Origin of the sequence: Deinococcus wulumuqiensis R12 (genome assembly GCF_011067105.1) — a bacterium.
GTDB classification, from domain to species: domain Bacteria; phylum Deinococcota; class Deinococci; order Deinococcales; family Deinococcaceae; genus Deinococcus; species Deinococcus wulumuqiensis.
On record NZ_CP049357.1, the window covers coordinates 1,891,636 to 1,905,650 of the forward strand.

Consider the following 14,015-nt stretch of genomic DNA (forward strand, 5'->3'; position numbering starts at 1 on the left):
CGCACCCAGTTCACGTCCTGCCAGCTGCCCAGAAAGGCCACCGCTTCCGGCGAGAGCGGCGCGTCGAGTTCGATGGCGAGCAGCGCCTGCCCCCCGCGTGCGGCGCGGGTACAGGTCAGCGTGGCGATGTTGACGCCTGCCCCCCGCGTGCGGCGCGGGTACAGGTCAGCGTGGCGATGTTGACGCCTGCCGCCGCGATGACGTTGGTCACGCGGGCGATCATGCCCACCGCGTCGGCGTAGCGCACCACCAGCGTGGGACTCGCCCCGCTGAAATTCACGCCCAGGCCCTGCACCTGCGTGACCAGAATCACGCCGCCGCCGGTGCTGCTGCCCTGCACGGTGACTTCCTGGGTCTTGCCCCTGAGGACGATGTGCGCCGTGTTGGGGTGAACGTCACCGAGGTCCACGTCCTCGAACTCGAACTTCAGCCCGGCGGCTTCCGCTTCCCCGAAGGCGCGGGCCAGACGCGGGTCGTGCGGCGCGTAGCCCAGAATCCCGGCGATGAGGGCGAGGTGCGTGCCGTGTCCGCGCCCCGTCTTGGCAAAGGAAGCGTGCAGGCCGATGTGGGCGCTCGCGGGCGTCTCACCGAGGAGGAAATGGGCCACCAGCCCCAGACGGCAAGCACCCGCCGTGTGGGAACTGCTCGGGCCGATCATGACCGGGCCAATCATGTCGAGGAGGGACATGAAACAAGTGTAGGGCGTAGCGAGGAGGGTGGAGGGTTCTGTTTCTCTCTCCCCTGCACCCTCTCCGCTTTCCCCTCAGCGCCGACGCAGCTTCAGCATTTCTTCTTTCAGCGCCACCTTGTGCCGGGGACGGCCCTGCTCTTTGCCCTGGGCGAGTTCGTGGGCGTCGAGGGCCTGCCAGTCCTCGAAGGTGAACACGTCGGCACCCTTTTGCGCGAGCAGTGCGTCCACGTCGGCACGGGTGGGCCGTGCGGGTGAGAGCAGTTTGCCGTCGCGGGCGTCACTGAGCAGGTGCGCCACGGTGTCTGTCGCGTCCTTGCGGTTGGTGCCGACCACCCCACTGGGGCCGCGCTTGATCCAGCCAGCGGTGTACTCGCCGATTTGCCCCGTCACGCGGCCTTCCTCGTTGGGAATCACGCCGCGCCCCTCGTCGAAGGGCACGCCGGGCAGCGCCACGCCCCGGTAGCCCACCGAACGCAGCACCATCTGCACGGGCAGCGTTTCGTATTCGCCGGTGCCGACGGCATTCCCGTTTTCGTCCAGGCGGTTGCGCTCCACTTTGAGGCCCGCCACATTTCCCTCGCCGTCGTCCAGAATCTCGACGGGCGACACCAGAAAGCGCAGATGAACGCGGCGCTCTTTGCCCTCGGGCGTGCGGATGGCGAAGTCGCGCAACACCTCAATGTTCTTCTTCTTCACGTTGTCGGTGACCTGCGCTTCCTCTTCTTCGCGCAGTTGTACCTCGGCAGGCTTGACGACGGGTTCAGCCCCCGAGAGTTCGCCGAATTCGCGCAGTTCCTTGGTGGTAAACGCCGCCTGCGCCGGGCCGCGCCGCCCGAGGATGTAAATGTCCTTGACGTTGCTGCGTTCCAGCGCGGGCAGCGCGTGCGGGGCGATGTCGGACTCGCGCAGTTCGCCCACCGTCTTGGCGAGGATGCGGCTCACGTCCAGCGCCACGTTGCCCACGCCGACCACCGCCACGCCCTCGGCGCCCAGCAGCATGTCGCGGGTCGCCGCGTCGGGGTGGCCGTTGTACCACGCGACAAATTCGGTGGCGCTCATGGAGCCTTGCAGGTCTTCGCCGGGGATGTTCAGGCGGCGGTCACTGCTCGCGCCGACGGTGTACATCACCGCGTCGTAGTGGGCGCGGGCGTCCTCGGCGGTCAGGTCTTTGCCGAATTCCACGTTGCCGAGGAAGCGCACGCGGGGGTCGGAAAGGGTCTTTTCGAAGCCCTTGGTCACGCTCTTGATGGTCAGGTGGTCGGGCGCCACGCCGTAGCGCACGAGGCCGTAGGGGGTCGGCAGGCGGTCGTACACGTCCACCTCCACCGGAAACTCGGTCTGCTTGAGCAGCGCTTCGGCGGCGTAGATTCCGCTGGGGCCGGAGCCGATGACAGCGACGCGCAGGGGGCGTTCGGGGGAGTAAAGCGTCATAAGGGAAAGTTTAGTGGGTGCCGGGAATGGGGGGCCGCAACCGGGATGGAGAGCAAGGGCACGTGACTCTTCCTTCAGGGCATCAGCCGTTCCAGACGCCACCCGTCTCCTTCCCGCGCATACCGGAAGCGGTCGTGCATCCGGTTGGGCCGTCCCTGCCAGAATTCCCACTCCTGCACCTGGAGGCGGTAGCCGCCCCAGAACTCGGGGCGCGGAATGGTCGTGCCTTCGGGAAACCGTCCGTGCAGCGCGGTGAATTTGGCTTCCAGCGCCTCCCGGTTTTGGAGAGGAGCGCTTTGCGGGTCGCTGGCGTGCGCGGCAAGCTGGCTTTCACGGGGGCGAACGTGGAAATACTCGTCGGCTTCGGCGTCAGGCACTTTGACCACCGGGCCATAAGCCCGCACCTGCCGCTCCAGCTCGGCCCAGTAGAACAGCACTTCGGCCTGCGGGTTATCCGCCAAATCCAGCCCCTTGTGGCTCTCGAAGTTGGTATAGAAGGTCAGCCCCTCTTCGGTCGCGCCCCGCAGGAGCACGGTGCGGAGGCTGGGGCGGCCCGCCGCGTTCGCCGTGGCGACCTGCATGGCGTAGGGTTCGGGCAGTTCGGCGGCGAGGGCTTCGCCAAACCAAGTCTGAAATTGGGCGAGCGGGTCGGCCTTCAGGTCAGCCCGGCGCAGTTCGGCGCGGGTGTAGGAGATTCGCATAGAAGTTAAATCAGTCATGTGACGCCTTCAGGGGAGAGCAGAGAGCCGATGGCGGATGGCAGATAGCAAAAAGCAGATGGCTCATGATGGGTTCAATTTTTGCGCGAAAGCGGTCAATTTGGATGCGAGCGTCTGAGCCAGTGTGACCGCCTCCTTACAATCCTGGGCAGGCAGGTAATCCAGTTCTGCGGTGAGGTGAAGAGCGCTGACCACTTCGTACAACGACCCCCGCGCCTGCATCAGAAACCGCGCAAAGTCACGGTCCGTCCCTCGGCCCCGCCCTTCAGCGATGTTGAGGGTGACTGAGGTGGCGGCCCGGCGCAATTGATTGGTCAGCCCGAAGCGCTCGTCTGCGGGAAGGCGGCGGGTCAGCGAGTAGACCTCCTTAGCCAGTCGTACGGACAGGCGATACACCTCCAGCCGCTCAAAGCCGAAAAATCCCCCTTCACTAAGAGCCGAGGCCCAGCCCTCGCCATCTGCCATCAGCTATCCGCCTTTCTCACCTGCTGACAAGCAGGGCAAAAATGCGTCCCCCGCTGCCCCAGCACGATTTTCTCGATGGGGGTGCCGCAGCGTTCGCACGGCTGCCCGGTCTTGCCGTAGGCGTGGTGCCGGGTCTGGTAGCCGCCGCCCTCCCCGTCGTGCTGGCGGTAGTTGCCGACGCCGTTGCCGAGCGAACTGCCGCCCCGCTCGACCGCCTCGTGCATCACTTCGCGCACCGCGTGATAGAGCCGGGACGCTTCGTCGGCAGTCAATTTCGTCTGCGCGGGATGGATTTTGGACAGCCACAAACTCTCGTCGGCGTAGATGTTGCCCACGCCGCTCACGGGCTTTTGCGAGAGCAGCCAGACCTTGACCGCGCCGCACCCCGCCGCCGCCTGCACGAACTCGGCCTCGGTGAAGTCGTCCGAAAGCGGCTCCGGCCCCATCGCCGCGAGGGTGGGCATGGAGGCGTACTCGCCGGGCGACACCGCCGCCACCTTGCCGAAGCGCCGGGGGTCGTTGAAGTACAGCCGCTCGCCGCCTTCGAGTTCGAAGGTGACGCGGGTATGCGGCCCCTCTTCCAGCCGGAAACCGCCCGTCATGCCGAGGTGGACGATGAGTTCGAGGTCGTGCGGCTGCGTCTCCGCCGCGTCCGCCGCCGCGAGGTGCAGCAGCAGGTATTTGCCCCGGCGGGTCAGGGCACGCACCCGCTTGCCGTGCGCGAGGTGGGTGTTCGGGTATTTGTGCGGGGCGTCGTGGGCCAGCCGCTCGATGACCTTGCCGCGCAGCAGCGGCTCGATTTTGCGGCGGGTCGTTTCCACTTCCGGCAGTTCGGGCATGGCGCGAGCATAGGCCAAAGCTGGGCAGAACACCGCAGTCCAGGGCATGAAAAAACCGCCCCCACACGGGGAGCGGCCTGTGCCTCGCAGCGCTGCTTTACCCGGCCACGTCCACTTCTTCCATCACACTGACCTGCGGCGGCTCGGCCAGCCAACCGGCAGCTTTGGCGCGGTAGGCCTGATAGTGGGCGGAGTCGCGGTGGGCCTGCACCGCAGCCTCGTCGCGGTAACGCTCGCTGATATGCAGCCGCACGCCGCTCTCCGTGCGCTCGCGGGTCAGGTCGTAGCGCAGGTTGCCTTCCTCCTGGCGGGAGGCGCGGGCCATCACGCGCAGTTCGGCCTCGACCTCGGCCAGGTGCTCGGGCTTAGGGGTCAGGACCGCGTGAACGCTGACCGGACTCATGCCCTGGCCCCGCCCAGCATGTCCAGCAGCTCCCCGACGAACGGCTCGTCGCTGAAGGGGTTCTGGCCGGTGAGCAGTTCGCGGTCACGGACCACATTGGGCTTCATCGCTTCACCGTTGTGGACATCGGCCCCCCCCTGGGCGAGTGCGTTGGCGGGGTAGTAGAGCATCGGGGCCTCGAAGGTCTTTTCGGTGGCCTCCTCCTCCGCGTTGGAGTACACGGTCACGCGGTAGCCCTGGTAGGTGAAGTCCTGTGCGCTGGGCTGCTCGCCCGCTTCCATACCCTTCTGGAAGGCGACGGGGTCGGCCTGCGCCGCGAGCAGCGCGGTGGGCGCGTGGCAAATCAGCGCGGTGGGTTTGGCAGCGGCGTGGAACTGCCGCAGGATGTCGCCCAGCCCGGGGTCCACCATCAGGTCGGTCATGGGGGCGTGACCGCCGGGCAGGAACAGCGCGGCGTAGCCCTGGGTGCCCTCAGCGGCGACAGCTTCAGTGGTCTGAATGCTCGCGTGGCTGAGCAGGTCGCCGACAAACGCCTTGATTTCTTCGTGTTCTTCCTTGTTCTTGAAGAACATGGCGTGGTCGCTGCTCTGGTCCATCGCGGGCACGTTGCCGCGTGGAGTGGCGATCACCAGTTCGTACCCGGCGTCGGTCAGGCGCTTTGCGGGCACGCCGAACTCGTTGAGAAAGTAGCCGGTGTTGTGCGTCTCGTGGCCCTGAAGCGCAAGCTGCTGGGCGCTGGACATCACCACGAGGATGCGCCGGGAAGAAGAAGTGGAAGTCGTCATGGGCAGAGCATAGGCCATCCCCCTTCCCGGCGAGTGAAACCAAAGCACTGTGAAAAATAAAGTGACGCCCGGTCCGGTTGGCGTGTGGATGGTGCGTGTGGCTGCGCTGCGGCCCCTTCGCCTATCTTCAGCCATGCCCACCCTGCTGCTGACCGGTTTCGAGCCGTTTCACACCCACCCCGACAACCCCAGTGCCCACGCGGCGCGGGAACTGCACGGGACCGAGCTGCCGGGCGGCTGGCACGTTCACTCGGAACTGCTGCCGGTGGAACCCCACGCGGCGGGGGCGACCCTGACCCGGCTGCTGGGCGAGCGGGCGCCGGACGCGGTGCTGCTCACCGGCCTCGCGGCGGGGCGGCCCCACGTGACCCTGGAGCGGGTGGCCGTCGGGGTCATGGATTTCCGCATTCCCGACAACGCCGGGCAGACCTATCAGGACCAGCCGATTCGGGCGGACGCACCCGCTGCCCACCTCGCCACGTTGCCGCTGCGGGCGGTTCTGGCGGCGTGGCGCGGGGCAGAGATTCCGGGGGACATTTCCAACTCGGCGGGGCTGTACGTGTGCAACTTCGTGCTTTACCACGCGCTGCACTGGCTGAACGAGCAGGGACGCGGCGCGGTGCCCTGCGGCTTTCTGCACGTTCCGGCCAACGCGGCGGTCGCCCTCTCGGTCCCGACTGACCGCCCGCCCCTGCCCTACCTGCCGCAGAGCGAAATCACGCGGGCGGTGCGGGTGGCGGCGGAAACGATTGCAGAGAGAACGGCGTTCCAGAATGAGCCTGCCCCAAGTGAGCCGGCCCAGGAGCAGATGGGAAAGATGTGATTTTTCATATCCGGGACTGACGGGAAGCTGATGGCCCCCCCACCGCTGCGGGCACGGACGGGGACAGGACCCCCGAAGGGGCCGAAGCTGCAACCAGCGTTACTTTTCTACTCCCACTCCGCCTACATTTGACCCCCGAAACCGGGCCTGCTGACCGCTGTCCAGATGAGGAAGGAGGCACCCCGCTTGTCGTCTTCCTCATCTGGCGAAGCAGGCAGCCATCGCACTTTCTTGACAAGTCTGAGAAGCCGGGGGGAGGGCAAGCTGCCGAACATGTGTCGGAAAAGTATTTCTCTCAGAAATCACTTATTTGCAGTCTCTACGCTCATCTGGTGCAGTTCTCTGCCCGGTTCTGCCTGTCGCCCCGGAAAGGCAAGCGCCGGACGCGGAATACCCGCACCCGGTGCGGAGAGGCGGAACAGGGCCGGATGCCGCGCCAGGACCCCCTGGACCGTGACATCTGCCTGGAGAATTTGAACCACGAGTTACTGAACCACGAGCATCAGGCCAGCAAGACAAGCTGCAATCAAGAGAACCCCTGCCATCAAGAGAACCAAGGCCGTTTGGCCGGGGCCGTTGCCGAGGCAAGCCCCAGAGGAGAACCGATGTCGTACCCACTCAAGTCCGTGCTGTCTGTCGCCGCCCTGGGGCTGCTGAGCGTGATGGCCCTTTCCCCCGCTTCCGCGCAGGCCACGTCCGGGGACCTGTTCGGCGCTTCGCGCGTGGCGGGCCGCAGCGCGGTGCTCAAGGCGACGGCGTACAACAGCCTGCCCAACCAGACCGACTCCACCCCGCACATCACCGCCACCGGCACCCGCACCCGCCCCGGCGTGATCGCCATGTCGCGCGACATGCTCAAGCTCTTTCCCTACGGCACCCGCGTAAGCATTCAGGACCTCTCGGGCCGGTACAACTTCTCGGGCCGCGTGTTTATCGTCGAGGACACCATGCACGCCCGCAAGACCAACCAGGTGGACATCTGGATGCCCACCTACCGCGAAGCCATCAACTTCGGCACCAGCACCGTGCGCGTGACCGCGCTGCGCTGAACAGCTCTTCTCTCCGCTGGAGTTTGACCAAATAGAGTCATACGGATTCCGATTGAATCCAGCAGATTTCTGGATTCAATCCGACTGAAAGGAGTAGGAAAAGATACGGATTTCGCTAAGTTCCTGCACAGTCGGAACTACACCGCCTGTGCATCCATATCGCGAAATCCGTATCAGGACACCTGGCTCAAACCCGCATGACCGTCACCCGGCCCGGCACAGCTCCCGAAGCTGCGCGGGCCGGGGCCCTTTTTGCCGCTGTCGCTTTGCCCGGTGCCCGGCTGCGCTAGCCTCGGCCCTGCATGTCCGCTTCAACGCCCTCCCCCCGCCCCGCCGCCTTCTCCTGGCTGCTGGCCCGCGCCCACCTCGCCCGGCGGCGCACGCAGAACCTGCTGACGGTGCTGGGCATCGCGGTGGGCGTGATGGTCCTGATCGCGGCGCTGAGCCTGACCAACGGCTTTTCCGGGGCGCTGGTGAACGCCACCCTGCGGGCCAGTCCCCACCTGAGCCTCAACTCGTTTGCTGCCCGGCCTGTCAGCCCCGAACTCGAGCGGCTGATTCGTGCCGACAGGCGGGTGGAGGCGTTCACGCCCTTTCTGGCCGACAAGGGGCTGCTCACGCGGCCCGCCGAGCAGGGCCGGGACGCCGGGGTGGACTTCGCCACGCTGTTCGGGGTCACGCCCGCCGCCGCGCAGGTGCTGGAGCTGCCGCCCGAGCAAAGCCGCACGCTGGCCGCGCTGGGGCCGGGACAGGTGCTTCTCGGCGCGGCCCTCGCCCGCTCGGTGGGTGCGTTTACCGGGGACACGGTGCGGCTGCTCAACTCGCAGCAGCGGCGCACCGAACTGAAGGTGGCGGGCGTCTTTACCACCGGCAATTACCTGATCGACTCGGCCTACGCCTTTACCAGTCTGGGCACGTTGCAGGCGTTGCAGCAGACCGGCAACGTCACCGGCTACCAGCTCCGGCTGCGTGACCCGGAACAGGCCCGCGCCGCCGGACTCGACCTGACACGCACCCAGCCGTACTCGGCGCTGCCCTGGCAGGACATCTACGGCACGCTGCTCGACCAGCTCGCGCTGCAAAAGCGCGTCATCGCCTTCGTGGTGTTCCTGATCGTGATCGTGGCGGCATTCGGCATCGCCAACGTGCTGACCCTCGCCGTGTTCGAAAAGACGCAGGAAATCGCCATCCTGCGGGCCATCGGCGCGACCCGGAGCGTGATCGTCCGCACCTTCGTCATCGAGGGCATGGTACTGGGGCTGGCGGGGCTGCTGCTCGGCAACCTGCTGGGGCTGGGCATCGCGGCGTACTTCACGGTGCGGCCTTTTCAGCTGCCGGGCGACCTGTACTTCATCACCGCGTTGCCGGTGCAGGTGCGCTGGCAGGACCTGCTATGGGTGAATCTGGTGGGCCTGGGCACCACGCTGCTCGCATCCCTGATTCCGGCGCGGCGGGCGGCAGGCGTGGAACCGGCGCGGATTTTGCGCTGATACGGATTCCGCTTAATTCCTGCACAGTCGGGAAAGCGCCGCCTGTGCATCCATATCGCGGAATCCGTATTTTTTCCTACTCGCATCCGCTCTGCTGCGCAGCTTTGCAAGTCGGATTGAATCTGAAACGACCAGATTCAATCGGAATCCGTATGAGTGGGGAGAAGGTGGAGGGGAGAGGGTGGAGAGAAAAGGGTTTTTTCCTCGACTCTCCACCCTCTGCCCTCCTCCCTTCCCCCTCCGCTCGCCATTCACCCGGCCTCAAGCGGGCTGGGCTACAGTTCAGGGCATGAACAAACTGCTGCCCCTGCTCGCCTGCGCCGCGCTGCTGCCCTCGTGCGCCCCCACCCTCGACGCGCTGGGGCGCAACCAGACCCCGGCCCCGGCGCCCTCGGCCCCGCTGCTGGCCGGACAGACCTGGGAGGTGGAGGGCGGCAGCCTCGCCGTCGGCTCGCGCATGACCTTCCGACTGGCCGAGGTGCTCGAAGCGGCCCCCGGCATCTACAGCAACCTGGGTCCTGCCGGACTGCTCGCCGCGCAGCGGGGCCGGGCCGAAGCCGGCGCGACCCTGTTTCCCGCCGTGTCCTATAGCCGCCTCTCGCAGCGCCTGGACTTCTACTGGTCCGAAAACGGCACCGATTTCAACTGCCGCATCGACAACGCCACGCCCAACGCCACCCGTCTGTCGGGCCGCCTGTTCCTCTCGGGCAGCGAGTTCGGGAGCTGCACGGCGCAGCTTCGCTGAGGGGGGAGGGGGAAGGGAGGAGGGTGGAGAGAAAAGGGTTTTTTCCCTCGACTCTCCACCCTTCACCCTCTCCCCTCCTCAGCGAGCAGCTTTTTCCACCCGCGCCGCCACGCGCTCGCGGCCCAGGGCTTCGAGCATCTCGGGCAGGTCGGGGCTTTCCATCGTTCCGGCGACGGCGGCGCGGACCGGGGGCATCACCTTGCCCATTTTCAGGCCCTTTTCTTCGGCGTAGTCGTGGAACATCTGCTTGATGCTCGCCGCTTCCCACACCGGCAGGTTCTTGAGCTTCGCGGCGAGGTCGGGCAGCAATTCCTTGCCCGCGTCGATGGCTTTCTGGGCCTTTTCGTCGGTGGGGTAGTCGTCCGACCAGAAGTAGGCGGTCTTGTCCATGAAGTCGGCAAACACGTCGATGCGCGGGGTCATCAGGCGGGTGACGGCGCGGAAAGAGTCGTCGAGGGGCAAGTCCACCTTGTTCTGCGCCAGGAAAGCGTGCAGCCTGCGGGCCACTTCGTCTTCGCTCAGCACCTCGCGCAGGTACTTGCCGTTGTACCAGCGCAGCTTGGCGAGGTCGAACACCGGGCCGCCCAGCGTCACGTCCTCCAGCCGGAACACCCGCTGAAACTCGGCCAGGTCGAAGAGTTCCTGACCCTCCGGGTGCGTCCAGCCCATCGTCGCCAGAAAGTTGAGCATCGCTTCGGGCAGGTAGCCCTGCTGCTGGTACCACTCCACGCTGGTGGGGTTCTTGCGCTTGGAAATCTTGGACTTGTCGGCGTTGCGCAGCAGGGGCATGTGCGCGAACACGGGTTCTGCCCAGCCGAAGGCGCGATAGAGCAGCACGTGAATGGGCGTGGACGTGATCCACTCCTCGGCGCGGACCACGTGGGTCACTTCCATCAGGTGGTCGTCCACCACGTTGGCGAGGTGGTAGGTGGGGAACCCGTCGGCCTTGAGCAGCACCTTGTCGTCTATTTCCGTGTTGGCGAAGTGGATGGGGTCGCGCAGCAGGTCGTTCACCACCGTTTCCCCGTCCCGGTCCACCTTGAGGCGAATGACGGCCGCCTCGCCCGCGTCCACCCGCGCCTGTGCCTGCGCCGGGTCCAGATCACGGCTGGGAATGGCGATGACGTGGCCCTCCTGCTGCGCCTGCTCGCGCAGGGCGGCGAGTTCGTCGGACGTTTCGAAGGCGTAGTAGGCGTGGCCGGACGCCACGAGTTGCCGGGCATAGTCGCCGTAGAGTGAAAAGCGCTCGGACTGGCGGTAAGGCCCGTTGGGGCCGCCTTGCAGCGGGCTTTCGTCGGGGGTCAGGCCCAGCCACGCCATCATCTGGAAAATGCGTTTTTCACTGTCGGGCACGTAGCGGTTGCGGTCGGTGTCCTCGATGCGCAGGATGAAGCGCCCGCCACTCTGCTGGGCGAGCGTGTGGTTGAACAGGCCGATATAAGCGGTGCCGACGTGGGGGTCGCCGGTGGGACTGGGGGCAATGCGGGTGACGACAGACATGGGAAACAGCATACGGCTGCCGGGCGCTCGCCGCCGGGTGAGGGGCCGGTGCGCGTTCCCCCCGCGTGGCCTTATCCTGCTGCCATGAAACGGCTGCTGCTGGCGCTCTGCCTGACTGGAGGGGCCTCGGCGCAGGCCGGGTTTCCGCTGCCGGGACAGGCGGCGCAGTATCCACTGACCACCCAGGTCACGCTGGCCGAGGCGCAGGCGTTCGCTCGGGTCATGGACGTGGGCCTGGGCCAGGTGGACGTGCGGCGCCTTCCTGAATGGCGCGAGCGGCTCGCAGGGCGGGCGCAGGCGGGCGACCCGCTGGCGCAGTTCATGTACGCCCGCACCTACGACCTGTTCACGACGGGCCAGGGCACCCCGCAGGACGCCCAAGTCGCCCTGAAGTGGTACGCGAAGGCCGCCGACCGCAAGTTCGCCACGGCGGAACTGCTGCTGTTCAACGTCTACACGTACAGCCTGCTGGGGCAACCGAAAAACCCCGAACGGGCAGCCCGGTATCTGCGGCGTGCCTACGCACATTCGGGCGGCAACCTGCGCGCAGAAGTCGCGCTGGAGATGGCGCGGCAGACCGACCCCGGGCGCGAAGACCCCCGCCTGCCCGGATTCCAGGCGAGTGCCGGGCAGACCCGCGCCTCTCTGGAAGAAGTGCTCAAACTCGACCCGGACGCTGGCACGGCGCTGGACTGGCTGATGGGGATTTACCTCGATTCGCACGACTATCCCAGGGCGCTGGAGATGGCGCGGCGCACCGACAACTCGGCCATGTGGGTGCAGATGGCGCTCGTGCTGGTCGAGGACCACCCCCACTTTCCCGCGCAGCCCCAGACGGCGGTCTGGTTTCTCAAACGGCGGCTGCACGAGCGACAACTCAGCGGCGACCACGACGAAGCCACCAATGCCCTGCACCTCCTGATGGGCCTGGAATGCGAAAAGAAAATCACCCGTGCCGACCATCAGGACGTGTTCGACCCCGCCGCGTACAGGACCTACCTGCTGTGGCGGGTGGGCTGCCGCGTCTGACCCCCGGCGCCTGAACACTGGCTCCGGCCCCGCTAGCATCCACCTATGCCCCAGCCTCATCCTCCCTTCAAGCCCTGCCCCTGCGGCAGTGGGCGCAGCTACGCCGCCTGCTGCCAGCCGTTTCATACCGGCGAGCGGGACGCGCCGACCCCCGAGCTTCTCATGCGCTCGCGCTACGCCGCCTACGCGCTGGCCGACAGCGACTACGTGCGCCGGACGTGGCACCCGGACACCGTGCCCAGTGATCTGGACCTGAACGACGGGGTGAAGTACACCGGCCTGCGGATTCACCGCGCGGAGGAGAGCGAGGTGGAATTCACGGCGAGCATGAAAGGCCCAGGCGGGCAAGCCCACCGGATGCGCGAACGCAGCCGCTTCGTGCAGTGGGACGGACGCTGGGTGTACCTCGACGCCGCCGAGTAGCCGCAACTTTTTCCCTCCCAGCCGCGTACTGGAGGCATGACCCAGACGCCTGAGAACGTGACACCTCGTGACGTGACGCCGCCGCAGGCCCGCAGCAAGCGCCCCCGGCCCCCCGCCCCCGGTCTGGCCCCCAACCGCGCCCTGCTGCTCGGCGGGCTGGCGCTGGCCGCCGTGCTGCTCTTTCAGAGCGTGCGCGTGGTGCCGGCGGGGTACGTGGGGGTGGCCTTCAACAAGCTCAGCGGCGGGCTGTCCACCCTGCAAGAAGGGGTGCATTTCGTGGTGCCGGGGTTGCAGCAACTCAACCTCTACGACGCCCGCTTGCAGGAAGTGACCCTGGCAAACGGCGTGCAGGACGGCGACGAGGGGGCCATCAACGCCCGCAGTCAGGAGGGGCTGAACATCACGGCGGACGTGACGGTGCAGTTTCGCATCGACCGGAGCAAGGCGGCCATCCTGCACAAGGAACTCGGGCGCGACTACCAGCGCACGCTCATTCGGCCCCAGGTCAGAAGCAAGGTGCGCGACGCCATCGGACAATTTGGCGCCGCCGAGCTGATTTCGACCCAGCGCAAGCAGGTGGAGGCGAGCGTGACCCGCGCCCTGCGCGAGGAATTCAGCCGCAACCACCTCATCCTCGACTCGGTGCTGCTGCGCGAACTCAAGATTCCCGAATCGGTCGCCAAGGCCATCGAGGAAAAGCAGACCGCCGAGCAGCAGGTGTCGGTGCAGAAAAACCGGCTCCAGCAGGCCCAGATTTCGGCGCAGCAGGCGGTGGTCGAAGCGGAAGGCAAGGCGAAGGCGGCGGTGGCGACGGCCAGGGGCGAGGCCGAGGCGCTGTCGCTGCGCGGGCGGGCCCTGCGCGAGAACCCGCAACTGATTCAGCTCACGGTGGCCGAAAAGCTCTCGCCCGGCATCCAGACCGTGATGCTGCCGACGGACGGCAACTTCCTGCTCAACCTGCAAGACCTGGGCGTGACCCCGGGGAGAGGGGGGACGAGTGGTCAGACCGGCACCAGCGCGGGCAACGGCGCGGCCAAGCCCTGAACGGTAGGATGACGTCATGGCCGCACTCCTGATTCTGTTGGTCGTGTTCGGGGTCATCGGGTTCGTCACCTACCGCGACCATCAGGCGCGGCGTCAGGAGTTGCCCCCCGGGGCGACCTTTCCGGCACTGCCCGACCCGGTGCCCGAGCAGGAAGCGGCCCCGGCGACCCTGCTGCTCGAATTGCCCGAACCGGCCCGGCGCCGCGCGTGGGCGCTGCTGTGCCTCGTCCACGACGGCCTGAGCGAGACGAGCAGCGCCGACACCCGCACCCGTTACCTGCTCGCCCAGACGCGCCAGAGCTACCTGCCCGACACGGTGCGGGCCTACCTGCACCTGACCGAAGGCGCCCGGCGGCAGCTCACCGCCCAGGGCCAAAGCCCCGAGCAACTGCTCGACGAACAGCTCACCCTGATGGAAAACGGCGTACACGAAGCCCTGCGCCGTGACCACGCCGCCGCCGACCGCCTGCTCACCCAGGGCCGCTTTCTACGCGAACGCTTCGGGGCCGGGACAGAGGAGTGGCGCGTCAGGGGGTAGCCAGAGAAACGGGCCGGGCCGGATGAACTGTCCGCCCGGCC

16 protein-coding genes are annotated in these 14,015 nt (G+C 66.9%); 8 read left to right on the forward strand and 8 right to left on the reverse strand.

All coding sequences use genetic code 11. The annotated features are described in order from the left end of the window. Positions 1 to 115: 115 nt before the first annotated feature. The 7 genes from sdaAB to G6R31_RS09210 all read right to left on the reverse strand — a co-directional run bounded on the left by sdaAB (position 116) and on the right by G6R31_RS09210 (position 5,333). Entirely contained in the window at positions 116 to 688 is a 573-nt protein-coding gene (gene sdaAB, locus G6R31_RS09180) for an L-serine ammonia-lyase, iron-sulfur-dependent subunit beta (RefSeq protein WP_373284360.1), read from the reverse strand. 75 nt (positions 689 to 763) lie between these two features. Then, positions 764 to 2,122 carry an FAD-dependent oxidoreductase gene (locus G6R31_RS09185; protein ID WP_017870461.1) on the reverse strand — a complete coding sequence of 453 codons (1,359 nt, stop codon included), beginning with the start codon at positions 2,120 to 2,122 and terminating at the stop codon, positions 764 to 766. A gap of 74 nt (positions 2,123 to 2,196) precedes the next feature. Next, a complete protein-coding gene (pdxH, locus tag G6R31_RS09190; RefSeq protein WP_025567876.1) occupies positions 2,197 to 2,841 on the reverse strand; it encodes a pyridoxamine 5'-phosphate oxidase in 645 nt (214 codons plus the stop codon). A 63-nt stretch (positions 2,842 to 2,904) separates the two neighbouring features. Then, positions 2,905 to 3,306 (reverse strand): four helix bundle protein, encoded by a 402-nt coding sequence (locus G6R31_RS09195; protein WP_017870463.1) that lies wholly within the window; start codon positions 3,304 to 3,306, stop codon positions 2,905 to 2,907. Further along, positions 3,306 to 4,145, reverse strand: a complete 840-nt coding sequence (locus tag G6R31_RS09200; protein ID WP_017870464.1) for a DNA-formamidopyrimidine glycosylase — start codon at positions 4,143 to 4,145, stop codon at positions 3,306 to 3,308. The genes G6R31_RS09195 and G6R31_RS09200 overlap by 1 nt, the downstream gene beginning before the upstream one ends. 97 nt (positions 4,146 to 4,242) lie before the next feature. Next, positions 4,243 to 4,548: a putative quinol monooxygenase gene (locus G6R31_RS09205; RefSeq protein ID WP_017870465.1), complete on the reverse strand. Its 306-nt coding sequence runs from the start codon at positions 4,546 to 4,548 to the stop codon at positions 4,243 to 4,245. Beyond that, positions 4,545 to 5,333 carry a type 1 glutamine amidotransferase domain-containing protein gene (locus tag G6R31_RS09210; RefSeq protein ID WP_152423609.1) on the reverse strand — a complete coding sequence of 263 codons (789 nt, stop codon included), beginning with the start codon at positions 5,331 to 5,333 and terminating at the stop codon, positions 4,545 to 4,547. Before G6R31_RS09210 ends, G6R31_RS09205 begins: the two co-directional genes overlap by 4 nt. Before the next feature lie 133 nt (positions 5,334 to 5,466). Between G6R31_RS09210 and G6R31_RS09215 the strand changes: the two genes are divergently transcribed. From G6R31_RS09215 to G6R31_RS09230, 4 genes are all read left to right on the forward strand, one after another. Continuing rightward, on the forward strand, positions 5,467 to 6,156 hold the full coding sequence (locus G6R31_RS09215) for a pyroglutamyl-peptidase I (RefSeq protein WP_017870467.1): 690 nt from the start codon (positions 5,467 to 5,469) through the stop codon (positions 6,154 to 6,156). 605 nt (positions 6,157 to 6,761) lie between these two features. Beyond that, entirely contained in the window at positions 6,762 to 7,205 is a 444-nt protein-coding gene (locus G6R31_RS09220) for a 3D domain-containing protein (protein WP_017870468.1), read from the forward strand. Between the two features lie 302 nt (positions 7,206 to 7,507). Beyond that, the gene (locus tag G6R31_RS09225) at positions 7,508 to 8,695 is read left to right on the forward strand and encodes an ABC transporter permease (RefSeq protein ID WP_017870469.1); all 1,188 of its coding nucleotides are present in this window, start codon (positions 7,508 to 7,510) and stop codon (positions 8,693 to 8,695) included. A 289-nt stretch (positions 8,696 to 8,984) separates the two neighbouring features. After that, the gene (locus G6R31_RS09230) at positions 8,985 to 9,440 is read left to right on the forward strand and encodes a hypothetical protein (protein WP_017870470.1); all 456 of its coding nucleotides are present in this window, start codon (positions 8,985 to 8,987) and stop codon (positions 9,438 to 9,440) included. Between the two features lie 78 nt (positions 9,441 to 9,518). Here the strand turns inward: G6R31_RS09230 and gltX are convergent, their stop codons facing one another. Continuing rightward, positions 9,519 to 10,940, reverse strand: coding sequence for a glutamate--tRNA ligase (gene gltX / locus G6R31_RS09235; RefSeq protein ID WP_025567724.1), 1,422 nt, complete (start codon positions 10,938 to 10,940; stop codon positions 9,519 to 9,521). Between the two features lie 84 nt (positions 10,941 to 11,024). On the opposite strand from gltX, the gene G6R31_RS09240 reads away from it, so the two are divergent. From G6R31_RS09240 to G6R31_RS09255, 4 genes are read left to right on the forward strand one after another with little or no spacing between them, the layout of a single operon-like run. Next, positions 11,025 to 11,969 carry an SEL1-like repeat protein gene (locus tag G6R31_RS09240; protein ID WP_017870472.1) on the forward strand — a complete coding sequence of 315 codons (945 nt, stop codon included), beginning with the start codon at positions 11,025 to 11,027 and terminating at the stop codon, positions 11,967 to 11,969. Between the two features lie 45 nt (positions 11,970 to 12,014). Then, positions 12,015 to 12,392, forward strand: a complete 378-nt coding sequence (locus G6R31_RS09245) for a YchJ family protein (RefSeq protein WP_017870473.1) — start codon at positions 12,015 to 12,017, stop codon at positions 12,390 to 12,392. A 36-nt stretch (positions 12,393 to 12,428) separates the two neighbouring features. Next, positions 12,429 to 13,436 carry a prohibitin family protein gene (locus G6R31_RS09250; protein WP_025567725.1) on the forward strand — a complete coding sequence of 336 codons (1,008 nt, stop codon included), beginning with the start codon at positions 12,429 to 12,431 and terminating at the stop codon, positions 13,434 to 13,436. Between the two features lie 16 nt (positions 13,437 to 13,452). Next, complete coding sequence (locus G6R31_RS09255; RefSeq protein WP_017870475.1) at positions 13,453 to 13,974, forward strand: hypothetical protein; 522 nt, start codon at positions 13,453 to 13,455, stop codon at positions 13,972 to 13,974. Positions 13,975 to 14,015: the final 41 nt, after the last annotated feature.